Annotated in this window: 22 protein-coding genes; 12 read left to right on the top strand and 10 right to left on the bottom strand. The window is 71.3% G+C overall.

The genetic code is table 11. From position 1 onward, the window contains the following. Positions 1 to 175 precede the first annotated feature (175 nt). A complete protein-coding gene (locus H7827_RS27610) occupies positions 176 to 655 on the top strand; it encodes a diadenosine tetraphosphate hydrolase (protein WP_432747740.1) in 480 nt (159 codons plus the stop codon). 516 nt (positions 656 to 1,171) lie between these two features. Beyond that, on the top strand, positions 1,172 to 2,404 hold the full coding sequence (locus H7827_RS27615) for a PP2C family protein-serine/threonine phosphatase (protein WP_386533364.1): 1,233 nt from the start codon (positions 1,172 to 1,174) through the stop codon (positions 2,402 to 2,404). A gap of 85 nt (positions 2,405 to 2,489) precedes the next feature. Here H7827_RS27615 and H7827_RS27620 read toward each other — a convergent pair whose 3' ends face one another. Next, positions 2,490 to 3,362, bottom strand: coding sequence for an SDR family oxidoreductase (locus H7827_RS27620; protein WP_432747741.1), 873 nt, complete (start codon positions 3,360 to 3,362; stop codon positions 2,490 to 2,492). Positions 3,363 to 4,161: 799 nt separating this feature from the next. Here H7827_RS27620 and H7827_RS27625 point away from each other — a divergent pair. From H7827_RS27625 to H7827_RS27635, 3 genes are all read left to right on the top strand, one after another. Then, a complete protein-coding gene (locus H7827_RS27625; RefSeq protein WP_432747742.1) occupies positions 4,162 to 7,278 on the top strand; it encodes an FAD-linked oxidase C-terminal domain-containing protein in 3,117 nt (1,038 codons plus the stop codon). Positions 7,279 to 7,356: 78 nt separating this feature from the next. Continuing rightward, positions 7,357 to 9,159, top strand: a complete 1,803-nt coding sequence (locus H7827_RS27630) for an ABC transporter permease (protein WP_432747743.1) — start codon at positions 7,357 to 7,359, stop codon at positions 9,157 to 9,159. 11 nt (positions 9,160 to 9,170) lie between these two features. Beyond that, positions 9,171 to 10,448 carry an ABC transporter ATP-binding protein gene (locus H7827_RS27635; protein ID WP_432747744.1) on the top strand — a complete coding sequence of 426 codons (1,278 nt, stop codon included), beginning with the start codon at positions 9,171 to 9,173 and terminating at the stop codon, positions 10,446 to 10,448. A 156-nt stretch (positions 10,449 to 10,604) separates the two neighbouring features. Here H7827_RS27635 and H7827_RS27640 read toward each other — a convergent pair whose 3' ends face one another. Next, positions 10,605 to 11,321 (bottom strand): DUF899 domain-containing protein, encoded by a 717-nt coding sequence (locus tag H7827_RS27640; RefSeq protein WP_432747745.1) that lies wholly within the window; start codon positions 11,319 to 11,321, stop codon positions 10,605 to 10,607. After that, entirely contained in the window at positions 11,318 to 11,791 is a 474-nt protein-coding gene (locus H7827_RS27645; protein WP_432747746.1) for an SRPBCC family protein, read from the bottom strand. The genes H7827_RS27640 and H7827_RS27645 overlap by 4 nt, the downstream gene beginning before the upstream one ends. Before the next feature lie 16 nt (positions 11,792 to 11,807). On the opposite strand from H7827_RS27645, the gene H7827_RS27650 reads away from it, so the two are divergent. Next, on the top strand, positions 11,808 to 12,134 hold the full coding sequence (locus tag H7827_RS27650) for an ArsR/SmtB family transcription factor (protein WP_432052108.1): 327 nt from the start codon (positions 11,808 to 11,810) through the stop codon (positions 12,132 to 12,134). An 87-nt stretch (positions 12,135 to 12,221) separates the two neighbouring features. Here H7827_RS27650 and H7827_RS27655 read toward each other — a convergent pair whose 3' ends face one another. After that, positions 12,222 to 12,962, bottom strand: coding sequence for a CPBP family intramembrane glutamic endopeptidase (locus H7827_RS27655; protein ID WP_432747747.1), 741 nt, complete (start codon positions 12,960 to 12,962; stop codon positions 12,222 to 12,224). 97 nt (positions 12,963 to 13,059) lie between these two features. Here H7827_RS27655 and H7827_RS27660 point away from each other — a divergent pair, with 97 nt between their 5' ends. Then, the gene (locus H7827_RS27660) at positions 13,060 to 13,683 is read left to right on the top strand and encodes a TetR/AcrR family transcriptional regulator (RefSeq protein WP_432747748.1); all 624 of its coding nucleotides are present in this window, start codon (positions 13,060 to 13,062) and stop codon (positions 13,681 to 13,683) included. Between the two features lie 321 nt (positions 13,684 to 14,004). Here H7827_RS27660 and H7827_RS27665 read toward each other — a convergent pair whose 3' ends face one another. From H7827_RS27665 to H7827_RS27675, 3 genes are all read right to left on the bottom strand, one after another. Continuing rightward, complete coding sequence (locus tag H7827_RS27665; RefSeq protein WP_432747749.1) at positions 14,005 to 14,169, bottom strand: hypothetical protein; 165 nt, start codon at positions 14,167 to 14,169, stop codon at positions 14,005 to 14,007. Between the two features lie 324 nt (positions 14,170 to 14,493). Beyond that, complete coding sequence (locus tag H7827_RS27670; RefSeq protein ID WP_432747750.1) at positions 14,494 to 15,267, bottom strand: SDR family NAD(P)-dependent oxidoreductase; 774 nt, start codon at positions 15,265 to 15,267, stop codon at positions 14,494 to 14,496. A gap of 404 nt (positions 15,268 to 15,671) precedes the next feature. Then, complete coding sequence (locus tag H7827_RS27675; RefSeq protein ID WP_432747751.1) at positions 15,672 to 16,028, bottom strand: winged helix-turn-helix transcriptional regulator; 357 nt, start codon at positions 16,026 to 16,028, stop codon at positions 15,672 to 15,674. Positions 16,029 to 16,113: 85 nt separating this feature from the next. Here H7827_RS27675 and H7827_RS27680 point away from each other — a divergent pair, with 85 nt between their 5' ends. Together H7827_RS27680 and H7827_RS27685 are read left to right on the top strand one after the other, a co-directional pair. Continuing rightward, a complete protein-coding gene (locus H7827_RS27680; protein WP_432747752.1) occupies positions 16,114 to 17,004 on the top strand; it encodes a pirin family protein in 891 nt (296 codons plus the stop codon). Between the two features lie 147 nt (positions 17,005 to 17,151). Then, positions 17,152 to 18,090, top strand: a complete 939-nt coding sequence (locus H7827_RS27685; RefSeq protein WP_432747753.1) for an NmrA family NAD(P)-binding protein — start codon at positions 17,152 to 17,154, stop codon at positions 18,088 to 18,090. Positions 18,091 to 18,229: 139 nt separating this feature from the next. Here H7827_RS27685 and H7827_RS27690 read toward each other — a convergent pair whose 3' ends face one another. The 3 genes from H7827_RS27690 to H7827_RS27700 form a co-directional block, all read right to left on the bottom strand. Next, positions 18,230 to 18,652, bottom strand: coding sequence for a VOC family protein (locus tag H7827_RS27690; protein ID WP_432748068.1), 423 nt, complete (start codon positions 18,650 to 18,652; stop codon positions 18,230 to 18,232). Between the two features lie 115 nt (positions 18,653 to 18,767). Then, on the bottom strand, positions 18,768 to 20,084 hold the full coding sequence (locus H7827_RS27695) for a hypothetical protein (protein ID WP_432747754.1): 1,317 nt from the start codon (positions 20,082 to 20,084) through the stop codon (positions 18,768 to 18,770). 200 nt (positions 20,085 to 20,284) lie between these two features. Next, the gene (locus H7827_RS27700; RefSeq protein WP_386533316.1) at positions 20,285 to 21,325 is read right to left on the bottom strand and encodes a LacI family DNA-binding transcriptional regulator; all 1,041 of its coding nucleotides are present in this window, start codon (positions 21,323 to 21,325) and stop codon (positions 20,285 to 20,287) included. Positions 21,326 to 21,494: 169 nt separating this feature from the next. Between H7827_RS27700 and H7827_RS27705 the strand changes: the two genes are divergently transcribed. Genes H7827_RS27705 through H7827_RS27715 form a run of 3 tightly spaced genes read left to right on the top strand, consistent with a single transcriptional unit; the run spans position 21,495 to position 24,648 of the window. Continuing rightward, positions 21,495 to 22,850 (top strand): ABC transporter substrate-binding protein, encoded by a 1,356-nt coding sequence (locus H7827_RS27705; RefSeq protein WP_432747755.1) that lies wholly within the window; start codon positions 21,495 to 21,497, stop codon positions 22,848 to 22,850. Positions 22,851 to 22,855: 5 nt separating this feature from the next. Further along, positions 22,856 to 23,827 carry a carbohydrate ABC transporter permease gene (locus H7827_RS27710; protein WP_432747756.1) on the top strand — a complete coding sequence of 324 codons (972 nt, stop codon included), beginning with the start codon at positions 22,856 to 22,858 and terminating at the stop codon, positions 23,825 to 23,827. Next, positions 23,824 to 24,648, top strand: a complete 825-nt coding sequence (locus tag H7827_RS27715; protein ID WP_432747757.1) for a carbohydrate ABC transporter permease — start codon at positions 23,824 to 23,826, stop codon at positions 24,646 to 24,648. Before H7827_RS27710 ends, H7827_RS27715 begins: the two co-directional genes overlap by 4 nt. Positions 24,649 to 24,690: the final 42 nt, after the last annotated feature.

A 24,690-nucleotide genomic window follows, 5' to 3' on the forward strand; every position in this document is an offset into this window, starting at 1 on the left:
ATCTGGCCGGCCGACGGGGAACCGGTCGCCGAGGCGGGCTCCCTCCCCGTTGAGATCGTGCGGGCCGTCTTCTCCCTCTGAGGCCGGGCCATCCCGAACCAGGTCTCACGGGCCTGTGTGGAGTCGGCCGGGGAACGACGCACGGGCCTTGATCACGTGTGGCTAACGTGGGGCCATGACTCATGACTGGCGCACGGATCGTATCGGGGCCGCTCTTCGGGGTGAGAATCCGACCGTGCTGCGGCGGCTCGTGTCGGGGTTCGCGGTGATCGGCGACGTGCAGTTCCTGCCGGGATACTCGGTTCTCCTCGTGGACGAACCCGGTGTTCAGCGGCTGTCCGATCTGCCGAAGGCCAGACGCCTGTCGTTTCTCTCCGACATGGACCGGCTCGGGGAAGCCGTTGAGCGTGCCTGCCGACGTCTGGACCCCGGCTTCCGCCGGGTCAACCTGGAGATTCTGGGCAACACCGATCCGTTCTTGCATGCCCACATCTGGCCCCGGTTCGCGTGGGAGCCGGCCGAGCTGGTGAGCAGGCCCGTGTGGCTGTATCCGGCCGACCGGTGGAGCGACGAGAGGTTCCGGCTGGGGCCGCAGCACGACGTGCTGCGGGAAGCGATCGCGAGCGAACTGGACCGGCCGGGTCCGACGGGCTGACCCCCGAGCCCGTACTCGCAACAGACAGCCGTGACCTGCTCCCCCTCGCCGTGAACCCAAGAAGCCCTGGACGCCGCGGATATGAGTCCGAGAGTCGGGTCGCACCGGCCCGCTCCGGATCCCGCCACGGGGCGCGCCCGGCGTGCTCATGTGGCCTTCGCGCCGATCGCCACGCCCGGCACCGGGCCGCCGCGGTCGTGGTCGTGGTCGTGCTGAAGGGGACCGCTTGCCTCCCAGCCCGGGAACGGATCGTCGTAGCCGGTCCATCGCACCGCTCCGGTCACGGAGCCGGCCCCCGCGCCGGCGGCCCGGCGACGGGCACGCGGCGCGCGGGTGCGGGGGAGTCCTCCACGGCGATGGGAGGACGACCGTCGGGGTGATGGACGGTGCCGGGCCGGCCGGTGCCAGGCGGAAGGTCCGGGGGCGACGCGGTCACGGCGCCGTCCCCGGGGAGCGGTGCCCGCGTCCTGTTCCTATGGTGGTGATCACCGGTGGCGGGTGCTGAGGCGGGCTGGCATGACAGACACAGGGATCGACATCGACTACACGGCGGTGTTCCGGAGGCTGCCCAGCATGGTGGCGCTGCTGACCCCCGAACTGGTCTACGCGGACGTGAACGACGAGTACCTGCGGATCTCCGGACGCACCCGCGAGCAACTGGTGGGCCGCTATGTCTTCGACGTGTTCCCCGACAGCCCGGACAACGCCGACGCCCAGGGCGCCCGGAACCTGCACCTCTCGCTCCAGCGGGTGCTGGCCACCGGGGAACGGGACAGCATGGCGCTCCAGCGCTACGACGTCCAGCGCGCGGACCGGCCCGGTGAGTGGGAGCAGCGGTACTGGAGCCCGGTCAACACCCCGGTGCTCGGGCCCGGCGGCCGGGTGATCCTGCTGGTGCACCGGGTGGAGGAGGTGACCGAGCTGATCAAACTGGGCCCGCTTCCCGACGGCGGCAGGACACGGGTGCTGGAGGCCGAGCTGTACACCCGGGCCCGCGAGCTCCAGGAGGTCAACGAGCGTCTGCGCCGCGCCCACGCCCGCGAACGGGAGGTGGCCCTCGCGCTCCAGGAAGCGATGCTGCCCGACCCCGGCGACATCGGGCACCACCGTGCCGCCGTGCGGTACCAGCCCGCCGTCAGCGCCCTGAACGTGTGCGGCGACTGGTACGACCTGGTGAACCTGCCGGGCGACCGCATCGGAGCGGCCGTCGGCGATGTCGTGGGTCACGGGCTGCGCGCCGCCGGTGTCATGGGGCTGCTGCGCAGCGCCCTGAGCGCGACCTCCCGGGTCGCCGAGGGCCCCGCCCAGGCCCTGGACGTGCTGGGGCTGTACGCGCGCTCGGTCGAGGGCGCTGAGAACACCACCGTCGTTCAGGTCACCGTCGACTGGGCCAGCCATGTCCTCACGTACAGCTGCGCCGGTCACCCACCGCCCGCCCTGCTGCGCGCCGACGGGGCCGTGGAATTCCTCGACGGGGCCACGGACCCCCCGCTCGGCGCCCGCCTCGAACATCTGCCCAGGCCGCAGGAGCGGGCGGGCTTCACCGAAGGGGACACCCTCGTCCTCTACACGGACGGTCTGATCGAGCGCCGCCGCGAGGACATCGACGTGGGGTTCGCCCGTCTCTCCGAAGCCCTCACCCGCCACCGCGACGCCCACCCCGAGCGCCTCGCCGACGCGATCCTGCGTGACCTGCTCCCACCGGACGGAGCCACCGACGACACGGTCCTCGTGGTCATCCGGCTCTGACCCACGGGCCCCGTGGCACCGCCGCGACCGTTTTCCGTGCCGGACCGCGGTTTTCCTCCGGGCTCCCGTTCGCCGCCCCGGTCGTTCAGGGCAGCGGAGCGCCGCCTGTGGCGTTGACGATCTCGCCCGTGATGAACGACGCGTCCTGCGAGGCGAGGAAGACGTACGCCGGTGCCAGCTCGGCGGGCTGCGCGGGCCGTCCGAACGCGGATTTGGCGCCGAACTCGCTGGTGTCCGGCAGCGTGGCGGGGATCAGCGGCGTCCACACCGGCCCGGGGGCGACGGCGTTGACCCGGATGCCGCGCTCCGCGACATGGCTCGCCAGCCCGTGGGTGAAGGTGACGATGGCCCCCTTGGTCATGGCGTAGTCCAGCAGGTGCGGCCCGGGGTGGTACCCCTGCACCGAGGTGGTGTTGATGACGCTGCCGCCCTCGCTCAGGTGCGGCAGGCACATCTTGGTCAGCCAGAACATGCCGTACAGATTCGTGCGCACCACCCGGTCGAACTGTTCGGTGGTGATGCCCTCGATGCTGTCGGGCTGCGCCATCTGATGGGCGGCGTTGTTGACCAGGACGTCCAGGCCGCCGAACTCGGTGACCATACGGTCGGTCAGCGCACGGCACTGCTCCTCGTACCGGATGTCGCACTCCACGGCGACGGCCCGGCGGCCCGCCTCGGTCACCAGCCGGGCGGTCTCCCGGGCGTCGTCCGCCTCGTCCGGCAGGTGGGTGAAGAGCACGTCCGCGCCCTCCCGGGCGAAGGCCAGGGCCACGGCGCGGCCGATGCCCGAGTCGCCGCCGGTGATCAGAGCGCGCCGCTCCCGCAACCGGCCGCAACCCCGGTAGCTGTCCTCGCCGTGGTCGGGCCGCGGGGTCATCTCCCCGGTGGTGCCGGGCGGCTGCTGGGACTGCTGCGGGAACTCCGGGCTCGGGTGACGCTCGGCGGGGTGCTCACTCATCGCGGTCGCCTCTCCTTTTCGGGGTTGGGGGATGCGTGCCGCTTCGGGTACCTCGCACGGGAAGAAAAACTCCTGTTTGATTGAGTTTCGTCCGGGTACCTAGGGCGGCCATCGACGCGGCGGCCGAACCGGTGCCGGCCGAGCGCGCGACGCATCGCCGTGTGGGTGGGCGTGGCCATGTCCCCTGGCTTCGGTCCGGTCCACCGGGTCGGGGCGGCCGAGATCGGCAGGCCGCCCCGGGTCGGCTGCGCCGGTGGTCCCGGCGGCCCGCACGTGTGCCGCATCCGGTCCCTCGTGTGCGTCGTCGGCCATGGGCTGACCGCCCGCGTCGCCGAACGCTGTCAAGCCTCGCCGGGGCACCCCGGGCCAACGAGCCGTCGCGGCGCCCCGGCCCTCCAATGGCCGATCCGGCTCAGCATCACCCAGCCGACAAATGCCCCTTGCAGTGCTAATAAGGACCTAAATGAATAATTTCTGAATGGGGCTGTGGCATGAGGGAGAAGGTCGCCGACCATCTGCTGCGCCGTTCGCGTGCAGGGGACGTCGAATGTGCCCCCGCCCACGCGGGAGACGGCATCGACGGGCTGCCGGCGGCCCGGGGGAGAGCGGATGACCAGCCGCGGTGCGTGCGGGCGCGGCTCCCGTACCGCCGCACGCCACCTGGGCCCAGGCCACCGCCCACCGCCCTGATCGAGGCGACCCCGACCGGGCCAACGTGGACAAGGAGGGCGGGAAGCACAAGCTCCAGGACTTCCGGCCCGGCCGTCCCGGCCGAACACCCCGACACAGGGAGAAGACCATGACCACGGAACGGCAGACCGTACGGGACCCTCGGCCCGCGGATTTCAACGGACTCGACCTGCGGCGACTGGAAGCGGACCTGAGGGAACGCGTCGACGGGGAGGTGCGCTTCGACCCCGGCAGCCGCGGGGCCTACGCCACCGACGCCTCCAACTACCGGCAGGTGCCGATCGCGGTCGTCGTTCCCCGCACGGTGGACGCGGGGGCCGAGGCGGTCGCGGTGTGCGCCGCGCACGGCGCGCCGGTGCTCTCCCGGGGCGGTGGCACGAGCCTGGCCGGGCAGTGCACCAACGTCGCCGTCGTGCTCGACTGGACCAAGTACTGCCACCGCCTGGTCTCCGTCGACCCCGAGGCCAGGACCTGTGTCGTGGAACCGGGCATCGTCCTCGACGAGCTCAACCGGCAACTCGCCCCGCACAAACTGAAATTCGGCCCCAAGCCGGCCACCCACACGCACTGCACCCTCGGCGGCATGATCGGCAACAACTCCTGCGGCGCCTCCGCGCAGAAATACGGCAAGACCGTCGACAACGTCCGCCGCCTGGAGGTCGTCACCTACGGCGGCTGCCGACTGTGGGCCGGGCCGACCGACGACCAGCGGTACGCGGACATCCTGACCGCCGGTGGCGAAGCCGCCAGGCTCTACCGGGGAGCCCGTGAGCTCGCCGACACCTACGCCGACGACATCCGGGCCGGCTACCCCGCCATCCCGCGCCGCGTCTCCGGCTACAACCTCGACTCACTCCTCCCCGAGCAGGGCTTCGACCTGGCCCGTGCCCTGGTCGGCAGCGAATCCACCCTGGTCACCGTCCTGCACGCCGAACTCGACCTGGTGCCCGTCGAGGCGGCCGACGCCCTGGTCGTCCTCGGCTACCCGGACATCTGCTCTGCCGCCGACGACGTACCGAGGCTGCTGGACCACTGCGACCCGCTGCAACTGGAAGCACTCGATGACCGCATGGCTCAGCTGATGCGCGAGGAGCACGTGCACAGCGAGTCACTGGCCCTGCTGCCCGCCGGGCAGAGCTGGCTGTTCGTCCAACTGGGCGGCGAGAGCCGGCAGGACGCCGACAGCAAGGCCCGGGCCCTGCTCGACGCGCTGGGCCTTGCCGAGGACGACGCACGGGTCGCGATCTCCGACGACCCGGCACGCGAACAGCGATTCCTCCAGGCGCGGGAGGCGGGCCTGGGGGTGACCGCCCGCCCGCCGGACGGCCGCGAGACGTGGGAGGGCTGGGAGGACTCCGCCGTGGCGCCCGAGCGGCTCGGCGACTATCTGCGGGACCTCAAGAGCCTGTTCGCCGAGTTCGGCTACGACCACCCCTCGCTCTACGGGCACTTCGGCCACGGCTGCGTCCACACCCGCATCCCGTTCGGCCTGAAGAACGAGCCCGGGGTCGCCGCCTTCCGCGAGTTCATGGTCCGCGCCGCGGACCTGGTGCACTCCTACGGCGGCTCGCTCTCCGGCGAACACGGGGACGGCCAGGCCCGCGGCGAACTGCTGACCCGGATGTTCGGCGAGCGGCTCGTCGGCGCCTTCACCGAGTTCAAAGCCCTGTTCGACCCGGACAACCGCATGAACCCCGGAAAAATCGTCTCCCCCCAGCCGGCCGGCGGCCCGCACCCCATCGACGGCCAACTGCGCCTGGGGCCCCTGTGGCAGCCCCACGAGACCCCCGAGCAGCACTTCGACTACCCCGACGACGAGCACAGCTTCCGGCGCTCGGTCATGCGCTGCGTCGGCATCGGCAACTGCCGTTCCCACGAGGGCGGCGTCATGTGCCCCTCCTACCGGGCCACCGGTGAGGAGGAACACTCCACCCGGGGCCGCTCCCGGCTCCTGTTCGAAATGCTCAACGGACACGCCGACTCCGCCATCACCGACGGCTGGCGCTCCACCGCCGTCCGCGACGCCCTGGACCTGTGCCTGGCCTGCAAGGGATGCAAATCGGACTGTCCCACCGGCGTGGACATGGCCACCTACAAGGCCGAATTCCTCTCCCAGCACTACGCCGGACGGCTTCGCCCGGCCGCCCACTACGCCCTGGGCTGGCTCCCCCTGTGGGCCCGCGCCGCCCAGCTCTCCCCACGCGCCGCGAACGCACTCCTGCACGCCCCAGGGCTGTCCCGGGCCGGCAAACGGCTGGCCGGGGTCACCGCCGAACGCCAGGCACCGCTGTTCGCGGAGGAATCGTTTCTGAGCTGGTGGCGCCGCCGCGCCAGCCCCGAACCGGCCCCCGGCGACCCCCGGGCCGTCGTCCTGTGGCCGGACACCTTCAGCACCTACTTCCACCCGCACGTTGCCCAGGCCGCCGTCGCCGTACTGGAACACGCGGGACTGCGCGTCGCCCTCCCCAGCCGCCCGGTGTGCTGCGGACTGACCTGGATCTCCACCGGCCAACTCGGCCGCGCCCGACGGGTCCTGCGCTCCACCGTCGACACCCTGCGGCCCTGGCTGGCGGCCGGCACCCCGATCGTCGGCCTGGAACCTTCGTGCACCGCCGTCTTCCGGGCCGACGCTCCCGAGATGTTCAGCCAGAACGAGGACGTCCAGCGCCTGGCCCAGTCCACCGTCACCCTCTCCGAGGCCCTGCTGCGCCACGCCCCGGACCACTGGCGGCCCCCGACCGTCGCCCGCTCCGCGCTGGTACAGACCCACTGCCACCAGCACGCCGTCCTCGGCCAGGACCCCGACCGCGAACTCATGCGACGGGCCGGCATCGACGCCGACATCCCCGACACCGGCTGCTGCGGCCTGGCCGGCAACTTCGGCTTCGAACGCGGCCACCACGAGGTCTCCATGGCCTGCGCAGAGCGCGAACTCCTGCCCGCCGTCCGCCGGGCGCCCGCGGACGCCCTCATCCTGGCCGACGGCTTCAGCTGCCGCACCCAGATCGACACCTCGGACACCGGACGCCGGGCCATGCATCTCGCCGAGGCCCTCGCCCTGGGCCTGCCCGGCGCCACCCCCGCCCCCCGCGAACGGCCCGAACGCTCGGCGGCCCCCCGCACCGCCCGCCGTAGCCTCGACACCGGGCTGATCACCGCCGCCGCACTCGCCGTCGCAAGCGCCGCGGCCCTCGGCACCGCACGCCGGCTCACCCGTCGCCGCTGACCACAGCGGACGACCTGGGCGCGCCGGACGGAGAGAGCCGGGCCCCGCCGCGACGCACCACGGGAGGTGAGCTGCGCCGTGCCGGGAGTGGCTCCGGCGATGCTGTGCTGTGTGATGGCGAACGGCGGCGGCGGGAGCGGCCGGGTACGCGGCTTCCCCACCCCCGGGGTCTGGCGGCGCCCCGGGCTGCGCTGGACGGACGCGCTGGTCGCCGCCGCGCTGCTGGGCCTGCTGTACGGAGTGCTGCGGCTGGCCCCCGCCCTCAACGCGCCGTTCCTGCCGGACACCGCGCCCAGCACCGTCTCCACCGACCCGGTCCATCTTCCGTACTACGCGGCCCGCTCGCTGCTGCGGATGTTCGCCGCCCTGGTCCTGTCCGTGCTGTTCACCCTCGCGTACGCCACGGTCGCCGCCCGGGTCCGGCGGGCCGAACGCGTCATGCTCCCCGTCCTGGACATCCTCCAGTCCATCCCGGTGCTCGGCTTCCTGTCCATCACCGGCACCGCGTTCCTGCGGCTCTTCCCCGGCTCCGTGCTCGGCCTGGAGTGCGCCGCCGTCTTCGCCATCTTCACCGCCATGGCGTGGAACATGACGTTCGCCCTCTACGCCTCGCTCGTCTCCCAGCCCGCCGACCTGGACGCGGCGGCCCGGCTCATGCGGCTCACCCGCTGGCAGCGCTTCTGGCGCCTGGACGTCCCCAGCGGCATGATCCCGCTGATCTGGAACGGCATGATGAGCTTCGGCGGCGCCTGGTTCTTCCTCGCCGCCTCCGAATCCCTCTCCGTCCTGGGCCACCACTACGCCCTGCCCGGCCTCGGCTCGTACGCCGCCACCGCCATCCGCGCCGGCGACCTGGGACAGGTCGGGCTCGCCATCGCCGTGACGGCGGTCCTGGTCATCGGCGTCAACGCCCTGTTCTGGCGCCCGCTCACGGTGTGGTCGGAACGCTTCCGGATGGACGAGGTCCCGCCCGCCGAACGCGTCACCTCCCGCTCCCTGGTGCTCGACATCCTGCGCCGCTCCGCCGTCCCCGGCCTGCTGGCCCGTCCGCTGCGCCCGGCCGCCACCGCCCTGGACCACGCCACCCGCCCACTGGGCCGCACCCCGCGCGCCGCCGCCGGGCCCGCACCCCGCACCAGGGGCGGCCCGCGCGTCCTGCTGCCCGGCGCCGCCGCCGTCCTCGCGGCGCTCGCCGGCTGGCGGGCCCTGGCCTATCTGCACGACACGGTCGGGCTCGGCGAGCTAGGGCACGCCCTGGGCCTGGGCGCCCTCACCCTGGCCCGGGTCGTCGTCCTGGTGGCCGTCGCCACCCTCGTCTGGGTCCCCATCGGCGTCTGGATCGGCCTGAACCCGCCCGTGACCCGCTTCGCCCAGCCCGTCATCCAGGTGCTGGCGGCGTTCCCCGCCAACCTGCTCTTCCCGTTCGCCGCCGCCGTCTTCCTCGCCTGGCACATCCCGCTCAACCTCGGTGCCGTCCTGCTGATGGCGCTGGGCGCCCAGTGGTACATCCTCTTCAACGTCATCGCCGGTGCCGCCGCCATCCCCGCCGATCTGCGGGAGGCGACCGCGAGCCTGGGCGTACGGGGAGCGGTGCGCTGGCGGACCTTCCTGCTGCCGGCCGTCTTCCCGGCCTACGTCACCGGCGGCATCACCGCCGCCGGCGGGGCCTGGAACGCGTCCATCGTCGGCGAGGTCGTCCAGTACGGCGACCACACGCTGACCGCCACCGGCCTCGGCGCGTACATCACCGAGGCCACCGCGAACGGCGAGGTCCCCAAGATCCTGCTCGGCATCAGCGTGATGGCCCTGTATGTCGTCGCCGTCAACCGTCTGCTGTGGCGCAGGCTGTACGCACTCGCCGAAACCCGCTACCGCCTGTGAGGCCCTCCGACATGCGCCCCGCGGACGAGCCCCCCGCGATCCTGACCGCGGACTCCGTCACCCAGACCTTCATCACCCCCGGCGGTCGCGCCGTCCCGGTGCTCGACGGGGTCAGCTTCCGGCTCGCGGACGGCGAGATCGTGGCGCTGCTCGGCAAATCGGGCTCCGGCAAGTCCACCCTGCTGCGCTGCGCGGCCGGACTGATCACCCCGTCCTCGGGAACGGTCCACCGGCGCGGGAGCGTGGCGATGGTGTTCCAGTCCTTCGCGCTGCTGCCGTGGCTGACGGTGCGGCAGAACGTCGAACTCGGCCTCCAGGCCCAGGGCGTGGCGCCCGCCGAACGCCGCCGACGGGCGCTGGAGGCCATCGACATGATCGGCCTGGACGGCTTCGAGGGCGCCTACCCGCGCGAACTGTCCGGCGGCATGCGCCAGCGCGTCGGCTTCGCCCGGGCGCTGGTGGTCGAACCGGACGCGCTGCTGATGGACGAACCCTTCTCGGCCCTCGACGTCCTCACCGCCGAGAACCTCCGCACCGAACTCCTGTCGCTGTGGGAGGGCCACACCGCGCCGGTGAAGGCGATCCTGCTCGTCACCCACAACATCGAGGAAGCGGTGCTGCTCGCCGACCGGGTGCTGGTGCTCTCCGACAACCCGGGGCGTATCCGCGCCGAGTTCGCCGTGGGCCTGGCCCGCCCCCGCGACCGGCACGGCGCGCGCTTCGAGGACCTGGTGGACGCGGTGTACGACGTCCTCACCGGCCGCGGTGAACCCGCCGCCACCCCGCCACCGGCTCCGACCCCCATCAGCAGTCCGCTGCCACGTGCCTCGGTCGGCGGCATGGCGGGCCTGCTGGAGATCCTCGCCGCGCGCGGCGGCGAGGACGGGCTCGCCGAGATCGCCGAGGCCCTCACTTTCGAAATCGACGACCTGCTGCCCCTGGTGGACGCGGCCGTCCTGCTCGGCCTCGCCCGCACGGCCCGCGCCCGGATCGAACTCACGCCCTCCGGTCGCGAATTCACGGTGGCCGGCATCCTGCGCGGCAAGGAACTCTTCTCGCGCCATGCCCTGGAACGTGCCCCGCTCGTCCGCGCGATCGTCCAGGCCCTGCGTACCGCCCCCGGCCACACACTGCGCGAGGACTTCTTCCTGGACCTCCTGCACCGCGGCTTCACCCCCGAGGAGGCCCGGACCCAACTCGGCATCGCCATCGACTGGGGCCGCTACGCGGAGCTGTACGACTACGACAGCGACAGCGCCAACCTCACCCTGGAGGAGCCCCCGGGCTGACCTGGTGCCGAGGGGCACAAGGGCCGTACGCGCGGCCGGAGACGGGCGACGTGCCGGCCGAGGTGCGAGACGGGCCGGCGCAGACGCGTGGTCGGCTCCGGGGTGGTAGGCATCCAGCAGTGTGAACTCGCTCTCCAGCGGATCACCGCGCTGTCTTCAACGCGAACCGCTCGGACACGAGCACGAGCGCTCGCTTCCCGTGTAGCTGTCGCTCAGCCGCATCCAGGAGTAGGCGGGTTCCTGGGGCGTGCCTGCGGGCGAGTTCTCCCAGTCCTCCTGCCGTCCGAAGGGGGTGAGGTCCAGGAGGTCGAACACCAGCATGAAGGGCTCTTCCCCGCGGGCCTGGGTGGACCAGGTGTGGAAGACGCGTTCCCCTTCGGCGAGGAACACACTGATCGCCTGGCGCTCCTCACCCTCGACGGTCGCTCCGAAGTCGGTGTTGAACCGGTCGCCGATGGTCGAGTACCAGGGCAGGTCCCACCCCATGCGGTCGCGGAAGGCCTGCAGGCGTGGCAGGGGCGCGCGGGAGGTGAGTGCGAACGAGGTCCGGCGGGCGTGCAGGTGGGACAGCGGCCCGATGTGCTCGGCCATCATCGAGCAGCCGTCACATCCTTCCCGCCACTCGGGCGCGAACATGAAGTGCTGCACGATGAGCTGCTGGCGCCCCTCGAAGAGATCGAGCAGCGTGACGGTGCCCCCGGGCCCGTCGAAGGCGTAGTCCGGACGCACTTCGACCATCGGCATCCGGCGACGGCCCGCGCTGATCGCGTCCTTCATCCGGGTCAGTGCTTTCTCCTGCTGCAACAGGACACCCCTGGCATCGTTCCAGGTGGCGCGGTCGACGATCGCGGGCCGGTTCTGCCGCGCGCTCACCGGTAGAAGCCCTCGCGCAGATTGATGCCGTGCTCCAGCCAGACTTTCAGCGCGGCGAGCATGCCCGTCCACCCCTCGCAGTTGCCGAACGCGGCCTTGGCGCCGTCCGGGGTGGCCCGCCAGGAGGTCTCGGTGATCGTCACCAGCGTCCGGGAGCCGCCGTCGATGGGCTCGAACTCGAAGGTGACGCGGGTGGTGCCGCTCTTGCTCACGGACGCCTCGGCACCCCATTCGATGATGAGGCGGTGGGGAGGGGCGGCCTCGATGACCGTGACGGGGAAGGCGCCGGGGAAGTCGGCGAAGTCCCACTCGACCTGCGCACCTGCTTCCAGGCGGCCCTTCGCCCCGCCCGTGGTGAAGTATCGCGAGAGCTGCTCCGGATCCGCCACGGCCTCGTACGTCTCCGCACACGGACGCGCGATCCGTCCGGAGACGGTGAAGGACAGCTCGGCAACCGGTTCGTTCGTCATGTTGTATTTTTACAACATGACAGGGTCGATCGACAACGCCTCCGACGACGACCGCGTGTTCAAGGCGCTGTCCTCACCGGTGCGCCGGCGGATGCTCGACGCGCTGAAGGCCTCCACCCACACCACGGGATCGCTGTGCGCGCTGTTCCCCGAACTCGACCGCACCACGGTGCTCCAGCACCTGCGCGTGCTGGAGCGGGCGGAACTGGTCACCGGCCGCAAGTCGGGCCGGGAGCGTCACCTCGCCCTGGCCCCGCTCCCGATCAAACGCATCCATGACCGCTGGATCAGCGGCTACATGCAGGCCGCTGTCCAGCTGCTCGACGACCTGGACGGCGACTGACCGCGGCCGGCCGCCACGGAACCTCGCGGCCCCAGGGGCTGCCGGGCCAAGGCGCTTTCGGCCGGACATCTCCCGTGGTCCGCCGGATCACAGCAGCGCGCTGCTCAGGAGGAAGATCGCCAGGGCGTGGGCCAGGGCGGCGGCGAGGACACCGCGGCGGTTGCGCAAGTGGGCGCAGATCAGGCCCTCGTACAGGGTGAAGGCCAGCAGGGGCCAGCCCACGTCCGTCACCGTCGAGGCGAGGAAGATGTGGCAGGCGGCGAAGAGCGCGGCCGACAGGAGCGTGGCGCGGGTGGGGCCGGTCACGGCTTCCAGGCGGGTCTGGAGCAGGCCGCGGAACAGCACTTCCTCGGCGAGGTTGCCCGCCAGCGCGAAGAACGCCAGGGCGGGCAGCAGGGACAGGGCGACCGTTCCACCGCGTTCGTCCAGCGGCCGGGCCGCGGCCAGGGCCAGCACCGGTGTGGCGGCCAGCAGCCCGCCGCCGAGGCCCCAGCCCAGGGTGCGGAGGTCCGCCCGGCCCCAGGGGACCAGCGCCGCCAGGCGGTGGTCGGTGCGCAGGATCAGCGCGATGGTGGTGAGCGTCAGGGTGCCGCACACCACGAGCAGCGCCGGGTCGGGGGTGAACCGCAGCCAGGGGACGGCCCCGGCGGTGCCGATGTGCCACAGCCCGGCCGGGGTCATGGCGTCCCGGACCAGGACGAAGCCGAGGATCAGGACCGCGATCCGGGGCAGCGGGTCGCCCAGGGGGCGCGTCAGCAGGTAGCAGAAGGCCAACAGGCCAAGACCCGGCAGGATCCGGAGGGCATAGGTGAGCAGGTCGGAGAGCACGAGGCAGGGTCTTTCGCGGAGGGGGCGGTGAGGTGGGCGGGCCCGCCCCTCCATGATGTGAGCGATCCTCAGTTTTTGGTACTCGCATGGGAGCCCCATGGTCCAGCCCCGTAAAAGCCCACGTCAGCAGCGGTCCCGGGAGACCGTCGAAGTGATTCTGGAGGCGGCGGCTCAGCTTTTCCAGCGGCATGGCTATGCCGCGACGACCACCAACAAGGTCGCCGAGCGGGCCGGGGTGTCCATCGGTTCGCTGTACCAGTATTTCCCCAACAAGGACGGGCTGCTGACCGCGCTGGCCCGGGAGCACCTGCGCGCCGCGGCCACCGAGCTGGACGGGTTGCTGGCGGCGGCGACCGCCCGGCGGCTGCCGTTGCGGGCGCTGCTGGAGGAGCTGGTGGGCGGGGTGGTGGCACTGCACACCGAACGGCCCGCGCTGCACCGGCTGTTGTTCGATCAGACGCCCCGTACCGCCGAAACCGTGGCGGAGCTGCGGGACTTCGAGCAGCGGGCAGCCGCCGGGCTGGCCGCCCAGCTGCGCCGGCTGGGAGCCGGCGGGGACGCACCGGAGGTCACGGCGCTGCTGGCGGTGCAGGGCATCGAGGCCCAGGTGCACGGCGCGGTGCTCGACCCCGCTGACGACCGGCCGATGGAGGAGCGGGCGCGGTCGGTGGTGGATTTGTGGGAACGGGCCCTGGCGCCCGAGGGGCGGGGGAGAGGTTGAGGGAGCGTAGGGGACCTGGGTCACCGTCGGTGGCAGGGACCCAGCCCCGTGTCCGCGGTGTGCTGAGTGCATGCGTGACGGATGTGTGACGCGGGATCACATCAAGATGGGGCATCCCCGCGTGCTGCCTCCGGGGGGAGCGCGGGTCCGGTGATGAAGGGTGGCAGCCGGCTCCACGCTGCCGATCGTGGCTCGCGGAGGCGCCGCCACGGGCCGCGTGCTTCGGGCCGCACCCGGCCGCCGGGTTGGCGTGTGAGCTCTACGAGGGTCACCCGGTGATGCTGCGGGGTGATGCACCAGGGGGAGAACCGTGGCACCCGGCTACGGCCTGCCGGACCGCGCGGCGCGGCGCCGTCGCAGGAGGCCGGCGATCCCGCCGATGGCGAACGGCGCGGCCAGGAGCGCGGCGAGGACGAGCAGGGGCGCGGCGATGAACAGCACGACCAGGGTCCACTGCGCGTCGGTGACGATGTCGGCGGGGTTCACAGGTTGATTGTGCCGGGTCGCAGAACGACGATGGCCCCGACCGTGGTGGTCGGGGCCATCGTCATGGACACCCATGTGTGATGCGGGGGGCGGCATTCCTGGACATCATCGTGTTCGCCCGCGTGGGACGGCCTGTCGGCGCCAGTCCATGCCGGTCACGGTCCACCCACGCTCGCGCGGGGAATATGCACAGATGACTACCGGTCCGTGATCGGCTTCGATCCGGGTCGGTGATGCCCTGGGGGCCGATCGCGATGTCGGCGAATGTCGCCGCGCTGACCGGAGCGCGGAAGGCATCCGGGACGACGGCGGTCTCCCCGCCGTTCACCGCAGATAGGACGCCCCGTTCAGGTCCAGCACGGCGCCGGAGGACCAGGCGGCCCCCGGTGAGGCCAGGTACACGATCGCGTCGGCGATCTCCTCCGCCGACGCCACCCTGCCGAACGGGCTCTGCGCCCGCAGCGCCTCCCCCTCGGGACCGGAGAGCTTCGCCTGCTGCCGTTCGGTGGCGACAAACCCGGGCGCCACCGACGTCACAGCGATCCGGTGGGGCGCCAGGGCGACGGCGGCGGACTGCCCGAAGGCATGCAGGGCAGCCTTGCTCGCCCCGTACGCCGGATGGTCGGGCTCGCCGCGAAAGGCGCCGCGCGACCCCACGTTGACGATGCTCCCCGGTGCCCCGCGGCCGATCAGCTGATCGGCGAAGGCCCAGGTGACGTTGACCGCGCCCAGCAGGTTGGTGCCGATCATCGCGTTCCAGGAACCGAGCCACGTCTCCCAGTCCACGTCGCCAATCCGGTGCCGGTTCTCCCGCTTCGGGGCCACCGCCGCGTTGTTCACCAGGACCTCCAGGCCGCCCAGCGCCCGCGCCGCCTCCTCGACGACGCGGCGCGCGGTGGACGGGTCGGAGAGATCACCGCCCACGACCGTGTGTCCCTCCCCGGCGAGCAGGGCGAGCGTCCGGTCCGCGTCCTCGCGGTGACACCCGTAGTGGACGGCGACGCGGTGCCCCGCGGCGGCCAGGGCGACGGCGGCGGCACGTCCGATGCCACGCGAGGCCCCGGTGACGAGTGCTCCGCGGCTGATGGAGTCCGGCACGACTCAGTCCTTCCGGATCGATGAAGCGCCGCACCGCGCGGCACCTGCCGAGGGAAACGGCGACGACAGAACATCACACCGGCACCGCCCCACTCCGCGCCGGCGTCGTCGCCGCAGGGCTGTGCACGCGCAAGTGCGGACCACCCGTACGTCAAGGCAGGCTCGACCGACTGGCGCATCTTCCGGGGCCGGCCCTCCACAGCCACTTTCTCCACGCAGCAGGCCTCTGTCGGCTCCTTGGTGGAGATCCGGCTCACGTCCGCCCGCTGATCCGCACCCATCTCGACAGCCAGGTCGAACCTTTGTGGGACGAGGATGTCCCTGTGCCCCCGGGCTCGTCGCCGACTGCCGCACCGAACAGCATCTCCCGCCCCGAGCCGCGGCGGTGAAGGAGTTGTTCCGCGTCAGGCCTCGCTTCGCGTGGGGAGATTTCGTTCGCTCCAGTGTGCCAACGGCTGCAGGGCGGAGATCAGCTCTTCGGCGTCCGCCGTGAGGGCGTACGTGATCAGGACCGGCGTGCTGGGGGCGACCGTGCGTTCGATGAGCCCACGGCTCTGCAACTGCTTCAGCCGCAGAGTCAGCTGCGGGTCCGAGATGCCGGGGACCAGTGCGCGGTACTCCTTGAACCGGCGGGCGCCCCGGGCCCCCGCGAGCAGGATCGGTCCGGTCCAGCGGGCCCCGATGATGTCGAGGGCGCGCAGGATGCGGTGGCAGTTCTCCTCGTCGACGGGGGAGTCGGGGGAGTCGGGCGATCTCGTCACTTCTCCAAAGTAAGTAACTTCGGTGCTCTTTGTCGACGCGGCAGCCGGAACGGATGCTGTGTGAGCCGAAGAGAAGGAGGGCACGATGACCGCACGAACCGCGCCGGCGGACCGCCGGGTGAACCGGGTCGTCGCCAGGGTGGACATCGGTCCGACTCCCACGTCCGACCACAGTGCGCTGATCATTGCGCCGGGCGACGACGCCCGGACCGACCCGTTCCTGCTCATGGGAGAGGAACGGGTCAATCAGCCGGGGTTCGAGTGGCATCCGCACCGCGGGATGGAGACCGTGACCCTCGTCCTGTACGGAGCCCTGGAACACGGAGACAGCATGGGCAACGCCGGTGTGCTGGGGCCCGGAGACGTGCAGTGGATGACGGCCGGACGGGGCGTCATCCACCGCGAGGTCGCCGCCCGCGCGGAGCACGCCCACGTGATCCAGCTGTGGCTCAACCTTCCGTCGCACAAGAAGTCGGTGCCCACCGGCTACCAGGACCTCCGGGCCGGTGGCCAGGCCGTGCACACCGAGCCGGGTGTCCTGGTCCAGGTGATCTCGGGCGAGGCGGGGGCGGTGCGCGGGCCGGCGGTCAATCACTGGCCGATTCTGGGCATGGTGATCACGCTCGACCCGGGAGCCGAGTACCGGCAGGTACTCGACGGGAGCGAACGCTCTTTCGTGTACGTGATCGCCGGCTGCCTGACGGTCGGCGGGCGGACCGTGCGCGCGGGAGAGATCGCCTGGTCCGATCCCCTGTCCCGAAGGGGTGGCCCGACCACGCTGGCCCTGGCCGCCCGCGACGCCGACGAACGGACCAAGGTGATGGTGTTCTCCGGCCGGCCCATCGGGGAGCCCGTCGTCGCCCACGGTCCGTTCGTGATGAACAGCGAGGCCGAAATCGTCCAGGCCTACCGCGATTTCCATTCCGGCGGCTTCGGCAGCATCCCCCGGCACACCCGCTTCACCGCCGGGGCCTGACCGACCGCGCGCACCGTCGCAGGACAGGCACGCATGGAACACCCTCGTCGCCGCGCGCAAAGAACGCGAGGACCGGCCGCCCGGGTCTCATGACGCCGTACCGGGCGGGCGGCCATCCACAAGCAGATCGAACAAGGAGTAACCGCAATGACGACAGTTCTGGTGGCGGGCGCGACCGGCAGCCTCGGCAGCCTGATCGTGAAGAACCTTCTGGAGCGCGGGGCGGAGGTACGCGCGCTGGTCCGTAGGCCCTCGACGGACAAGCCGGCGGCACACCCGAATCTGACCCTGTGCGTCGGCGACCTGGCAGACGGCTCCGACGCACTGCAGCGGCACGTCGACGGCGTGGAGGTCGTGGTGTCCGCGGTCCAGGGGGGACCGGAGGTGATCATCGACGGGCAGCGGGAACTGCTGCGCGCCGCCGAGCGGGCCGGAGTGCACCGGATGATCCCGTCCGACTTCTCGATCAACCTCTTCGGCTACGGCTACGGCATCAACGTGCTGTCCGACCTGCGCCGGGTCTTCGCGGACACGTTCGCGACCTCGACCGTCGCGCGCACCTCGGTGGCGATCGGCGCGTTCCCGGAGTTCTTCCTCGGCCCGGTCCACGAGGTGCTCGACCCGGCCGCGGGCACGTTCTCCGTATGGGGCGACGGCATGCGCGCGATCGACATCACCACCATCGCGGACACCGCCGCGTTCACGGCCGCGATCGCGCTCGACCCGACAACCGCGGGCCGCGAGGTGCACGTGGTCGGCCAACAGCTGACCATGCTGGAGCTGCGGAACGAGATCGAAGCGGCGTCCGGGCGGCGGTGGGAACTGGTGCGCAGGGGCACCCTTGACGACCTGCGCGCGGAGATCGTGCGTCGGCAGTTCAACGCGTCCAGCGTGGTCGAGTACGCGGCGCTGCAAGCCCAGGTCGCGATGTTCGACGGAACGGCCGCGTTGCGCGACGTGCGCAACGCGGACTACCCGGACGTCATACCGACCTCGCTGGCCGCCTATCTGGCGCGCCGGGGCGCGGCGCACTTCGCGGCGCCCCAGGTGGAGCGGCACCGGGGCGAGTGGCCGACGCCTGTCTGAGATCCACCGCCCGGCACGTCCGGTCGAGGAGAAAGGACGCGCGTGCGCACACACGCGAGCGTCATCGGCTCCCGGAGCACGCCGTTGGGGCTGCCGCACCGCGACCAGGCGGTGCGGCAGCCGTGGGCAGCGGGGGCGTTCACAAGGAACTGGTGGCGATGAGTTCGATCTCGAAGCCGTCGGTGTTCTCGAGGTAGGCGGCGTATTGCTGGGGGCCGCCGGCGTGGGGGTGGCGGTCGGGGAACAGCAGGGTCCAGCCGGTGGCGATCGCTTGGTCGGTAAGGGTGTCGACATCGTGGCGGGTGCCGGCGTGGAAGGCGAGGTGGTTGAGCCCCGGGGCGCAGCGGTCGTGGCGGGGGCCGGTGAGTGCGGGCGATTGCTCGAAGACGAGGTAGGTGTGTGCGAGGCGCCAGCTTCTGCCGCCCGGCCAGTCCTGGTGGGGGGTGTAGCCGAGGGCTTCGAGGAGTGGGCCCCAAGTATGGGTGGCGCGGGTGAGATCGGGGACCCAGATCTCGACGTGGTGGAGTGCGCCGGTGGGCGGGTTGGGGGAGTGACCGGTCATCTTGGGGCCTTCGGGCGTGGGGGTGGGGGTGGGGCGCAGCCCTCTCGCTGGTTCAGTCCCCATCACCGGGGAGTCCACACCGGCAGGACTCCCGCAGTGTCGGGCGACAGGAGGGTCACCGCTCACTGACCCCCTGCCGGAGCAACCAGCCCAGGATCGAAGCGTCCTCGTAGGTGGGGCCGAACGCGGCGTGGTAGTCCGGCTCCGAGAACGCCTCGTTCCTGTACTCGGTGTAGCGCACGAGGTCCTCGGCCCTCCCGGGGTCCACCCCGGCCGCCGTATAGGCCTCGCGCAGCGATCGCGCCGAGTCACGGCCGTAATCGACCGGCAGCAGGTGGTCGTTGAGACCGTGGGTGACCCAGATGGGTGTCCGGGCGGAGGCGATGCGGGCCGCCTGCTCGTCATCCACCGCGAAACCACCGGTGATGAGAGCGGCGGCGAACAGTCCCGGCCGCTCCGCCATGGCTTCCCAGGCCAGCCGGGAACCGTAGGACACGGTCGAGGCGTACACCCGGCCGGGGTCGACGGCGTGGGAGCCGATGAAATCCTCCACCAGGGCCGTCATGATCTCGGCCTCGGCCGCCGGACCCACGCGCTGGTTCTGGGGCACGAGCACGATGACGTCCTCGCCCGTCCCGTTCCATTCGTCGGTGAGCCAGGCGGTTGCCGGGATGTCGGCGGCGAGGGAGACGCCGAGGTTCTCGCCGTCCCAGCCCATCCCGTGACCGGGCAGGATCACCATCAGCGGGTAGCCGCGCCCGGGGTCGTAGCCGGCGGGCAGGTGGTAGGCGTAGGGCAGGACGCTGCCGTGGTGGAGATACGTGCTCTGTTCGAAGTCGTCGACCAGCAGGTTGACCGCCGGCTCCGTCAGCGGGAGGGCGGCCGAGGACGCGGGCGCGAGGATGGGTCCCCGGCCGTTTCCGTTGCCGCGGAGGGCGTGGACGGGCTCGTTCTGGACGATGCGTGTGGGAGGTTCGGGGTTGACCTTCACCGAGCACAGGAAGGTCGGGCAGCGGGACACGATGACGGTATTGCCGCCGGGATCGGCGGGCGCCAGTTCGACAATGACATACCGGCCGGTACGGGAGCGGCCGTCCGGACGCGGTGCGGGCGCGTCGTTGGTGTAGACCCTGACGACTTCCCGGTCCGCGTACCGGGTGAGGTCCTCGATCGGGTCGTAGCGGAAGTTGTACACGCTGTCGGTGACGGTGTAGGTGTCCGGGCCGAGCGTGCGGGGGTTGACGTCCGCCGCGTACTCCACAGCCACGGCGTCGATCTTCTGTCCGTAGGTGTGCACCCGGGTGATGGCGGTGACGCTCTGGACACCCCGGTCCGGGTGCCGGTCGCCGGTGGCGGCGGACGCCGCGGGCATCAGGGACGAGCCCAGCAGCCCCAGGGACAGGCAGACCAGGGCAAGTCGGCGTAGCAGCATGGCGACCTCCGCGTGGGCCGGGCCGCTTCCGCGGTGGTGTCCGGGACAGGACGGCACGGCCTCGACGAGTTGCTAAATCGTGTTAGTGATGCCGTGGCAGTGTGGTGACGGTCGCCGCCGCTGTCAAGAGGCCGGGCCCGCGACGCCTGACGCCCGGCAGGAGGAGACGCGTCGTCAACTGTCGGTCCGCGCACCGGGTGTCAGCCGGCGGCAGGTGCCACCGACTCCCGCAGCCGGGTCGGCATGGGGACCCGGATCTGCCGGTTCTCGGGGGGCAGCCCCTGGCGGTGCCGGTCGATCTCCGAGAAGAGCGCGTCGACGGCCGCGCGGCCCAGTTCGTGGTGCGGGAGCGCCACGGTGGTGAGTTTGGGCCGGATCCAGGTGGCGATGGGGTGATCGTCGAAGGAGATCACGGAGACATCGTCCGGCACGGTCAGCCCCGCCGCGTCGAGCGCCTGATAAGCACCCAGTGCGAGCCGGTCGTTGAGGCAGATCAGCGCCCGCGGCCGGTCGCAGGACAGCAGTTCGCGGGTGGCTTCGTAGCCGTACTCCGGCTGCCAGTCGGGGCACATCCGGCCACTGGCGATCTTCACCGACTCCCGTGCGAAGATCTCGCGGATACCCGCGAGCCGTTCGGCCCCGGCCACGGCTCCGGGTGGCACGTCGCGCACACCGGGCCCGGCGCCGATCAGATGGATGCCGTCCCGGTGCCCCGCGCCGAGAAGCACCCGGGCCGCCTCACGGCCGGCGCCGATCTCATCGGGGATGACCGAGGGCAACGGCGGGGACGCCTGGGCCGGCAGCGCGTTCAGCAGGACGGCCGGCCCCCCGGAGAGGACGGACGGCACCACGAGGGTACGGGTGAACATCGAGGCGAAGATGACCCCGTCGACCCGCCGGTCGTGCATGGCCTGGAGCAGACCTTCCTCCAGGTCGGGCTCGCCCTCCGTCTCACCGATGAACAGCATGACGCCGCGTTCGCGTGCTGCCTCCAGCGCTCCCTTGATCATGTCTCCCGCCAGCCGGGAGGTCGCCACGGTGTCGGAGACGAACCCGATGGTCCGTGTCGTACCGGTGCGCAGCGCGACGGAGACGATGTCCGGCCGGTACCGCAGCGCGTCGGCGGCTTCGAGGACGCGCCGCTCGACATCGCGGGAGATCCTCATCTCCCGGCCCCGCCCCGAGAGCACCAGCGAGGCGGTGGTGCGGGACACACCGGCGCGCCTTGCCACATCGGTCATGGTCACCCGTCGCACTCCCACCGGAGAACCTCCCACGTATCGAGCCTGACAAGAACCTTGACACCTAGCCGAACGGGGCGTAACACTAACCGCCGCTAACACGATTTAGCAACGGCTCAGGATGTTCTGCCCCCGGCGGTTCGTCCACGAAATCCACGGAGTGTGCGCAATGACGCGTTCCATCAGCCGTCGGCAAGCCGCGCTCGGTTTCCTCGCCCTCGCGGGAACGGTGGCCGCGGGCTGCAGCGGGCCGGGAAGCAGCGGGCCAAAGCCGTCGAACCCCGGCGCATCCCCCTCCCAGGCACCAACCATCGGCAGCGAACCAGTCACGCTCAAGGCGTATTTCGAGACCGGCTTCCCCATGGCGCGTGCCCTGACGGAGGAGTTCACCCGGCAGTACCCCAACGTCACCTGGGACATACGCGAGGACCAGTTCGCGGTGATCACCCAGAACGCGCCGCGCGTACTGGCGGATGACCCGCCGGACCTCATGCGGCTTCCGCAGCTCTCCGAGCTGGTGAGCAACGGCCTGCTGCTCGACCTGGACGGATACGCGAACGTCTTCGGGTGGGACCGGTGGCCCCCCTCCCAGCTGGAGCAGCTGCGCTCCGCCCCCGAGGGCTCACCGCGCGGTGAGGGATCCCTGTACGGCATGGGCCTCAACTTCAGCATGACCGGCGTCTTCTACAACAAGACGCTCGCCGAGCGGATCGGCATGTCGGCCCCGCCGGCCACGCTGGACGAGTTCGACGCCCTGCTGTCCGACGCCCGCGACGCCGGCATCGTGCCGATCGTCCAGTTCAACGGCGGCGCCACCGGCGGCTTCGCGTTCCCGCTGCAGAATCTGATGGCGGCCTACGGGCAGCCCGGTCCGATCAACGACTGGATCTTCCAGCGTCCCGGCGCCGACATCGACACACCGTCGAACCTCTCGGCGGTCGGCCACCTCCAGGACTGGATCCGGGCGGGGTACTTCGACCCGGACGCCAACGCGATGGAATACGCCCAGATGATGGGCAAGTTCCTGGCCGGCGAGGGACTGTTCATGTTCAACGGCGACTGGGAGTCCGGGAATCTGGACGCGGAGATGCCTGGGGAGGTGGGATTCTTCGTGATGCCGCCCCGCGAGGCCGGTGGCCCGGTCGCGGCGATGTCCGCGCCCCTGACCTACGGCATCGGCGCGCACGCGAAGAACCCGGATCACGCGGCGTACTTCCTCAACTGGGTGGCCACCGACGAGCGTGCCCGGGAGATCGCGGTCGAGATCGGCGGGTCGCACCCCATGGGTCTGCCCGACGCGCCCATGCCCGAGGTGGCGGAGGGCACCGTCACCGCTGAAACGCTGGCGGCCGGGGCCCTGGTCTCCGGGGACAACGGCGCCATGGACTTCATCGCCAACGCCACCGGCTCCATCTACGCCAAGGGCTGGACCCCGCAGCTGCAGCTGCTGTTCGCGGGTGAGCAGTCACCGGAGGGGCTGCTGGCGGCGGTCCAGAACGAGTACGCGTCCGGAACCGGGAGCTAGTGTCCGTGAACTCTCCGACGACGGAGCCGGCGGCCGGCAGGGCCGGCGCCGCGTCCCGCAGGACCGGGGGGCGTCCGCCCCGGCTGCGGGGCGGCGCCCGGCCCGCCGGCCTCTCCACCCGGTGGTGGGTCAGCTGGCTGTTCGCCGCCCCGGCCCTGGCGGTCTACGCCGTGTTCGTCCTGTGGCCGATGCTCCTCACCTTCCAGTACTCGCTCTACGAGTGGAACGGCATCGGGGCCTCGACCTGGGTGGGACTCGACAACTACCACCGGGTGTTCCGCGATCCCGAACTGTTCAACACGATCCTCAACGCCTTCCGGCTCATCGTGTTCTTCAGCGTGGTTCCCGTGCTGCTCGGTCTGGCGATCGCCGCGACCATCCGGCGCATCGCCGCCAGCCGGCTCGCCCTGGTGGCCAGAACGGTCGTGTTCATCCCCCAGGTCATCCCCCTGGTGGCGGTCGGCATCACCTGGACCTGGCTGCTGTCCTCCAACGGCCTGGTCAATCAGGTGCTGTCGGCCATCGGTCTCGGCGGGACCACCCGTGCCTGGCTCGGTGATCTGTCCACGGCGCTGCCCGCCGTCGGTGTGATGGGCGCCTGGGTGATGCTCGGTCTGTGCACGCTGCTGCTGCTGGCGGGCATGAGCAAGATCGATCCCGCCCTCTACGAGGCGGCCCGGCTGGACGGCGCGGGCCCGGTACGGGAGTTCTTCTCCGTCACCGTGCCCAGCCTGCGGCAGGAGATCGGCGTCTGCGTCACCGTGACCGTCATCTCCGCGTTGGCCAGCTTCGACATCATCTACATCTCCACCCAGGGCGGCCCGGGCAACGCCACCATGGTGCCCGGCCTGGAGATCTTCTACCAGGCCTTCTCCGACCGGCAGATCGGGGTGGCGTCCGCGCTGGCGGTGGTCCTCATGGTGCTGGTGCTCCTGTGCGTCCTGCCCGTCCAGCGGCTCACCAGGGAGCGGCCATGATCGTCGGCAAACGTGAAGCGTGGACGGGACGTCTGTTCCTCGTCGCCCTGATGGTCGTCACGATCGTGCCGTTCATCAGCCTGTTCGTCACCGCCCTGCATCCGTCGGGGAGTTATCCCTCCGGCCTGCAGTGGCCCGATGAGCCGCAGTGGGGGAACTTCGTCCGCGCCTTCGAGGCCGCCCACATGGGCGACCTGTTGTGGTCGAGCACGCTCATCGTGCTGGGCGTGGTGCCCATATCGCTGGTCCTCGGCACCATGGCGGGGTTCGCGCTCGGCCACCTGCGGATGGCCGGCGGCCCGCTGCTCTTCCTGCTGTTCGTCCTCGGCCTGACGCTGCCGTTCGAAGGCATCATCACCCCGCTGTACTACCTGGTGCGCGACCTGGGGTTCCTCAACACCCGGTGGGCCATCATCCTGCCGCTCATTGGGCTGTACATGCCGTTCGCGGTCTACTGGATGCGCGCGCACTTCGTCAATGTGCCGACGGAACTCTCCGAGGCGGCCCAGATCGACGGCGCGAGCGTCTGGCAGGTGTTCTGGCGGATCCATGTCCCGCTGGCCGCCCCGGCCATCTCCTCGCTCGCGATCCTGCTGTTCCTGTGGACGTGGAACCAGTTCCTGCTCGCGATCGTGCTCGTCGACGATCCACGGCAACGCACCATGGCCGGCGCTCTCGGCGCCTTCCAGGGGCAGTGGGGAACGGACATCCCCCTGCTGTGCGCCGGATCGCTGCTGATCCTGGCGCCCACCCTGACCGTCTTCCTCATCTTCCAGCGCCGTTTCGTCTCCGCCCTGCTCCAGGGCTCAGTGAAGGGCTGACCGACTCATGGCAACCGACAACGGCACGAAGGCGGACGCGGC

Source organism: Streptomyces sp. JH002 (genome assembly GCF_050916115.1).
In the GTDB taxonomy this organism is placed as follows: domain Bacteria; phylum Actinomycetota; class Actinomycetes; order Streptomycetales; family Streptomycetaceae; genus Streptomyces; species Streptomyces xiamenensis.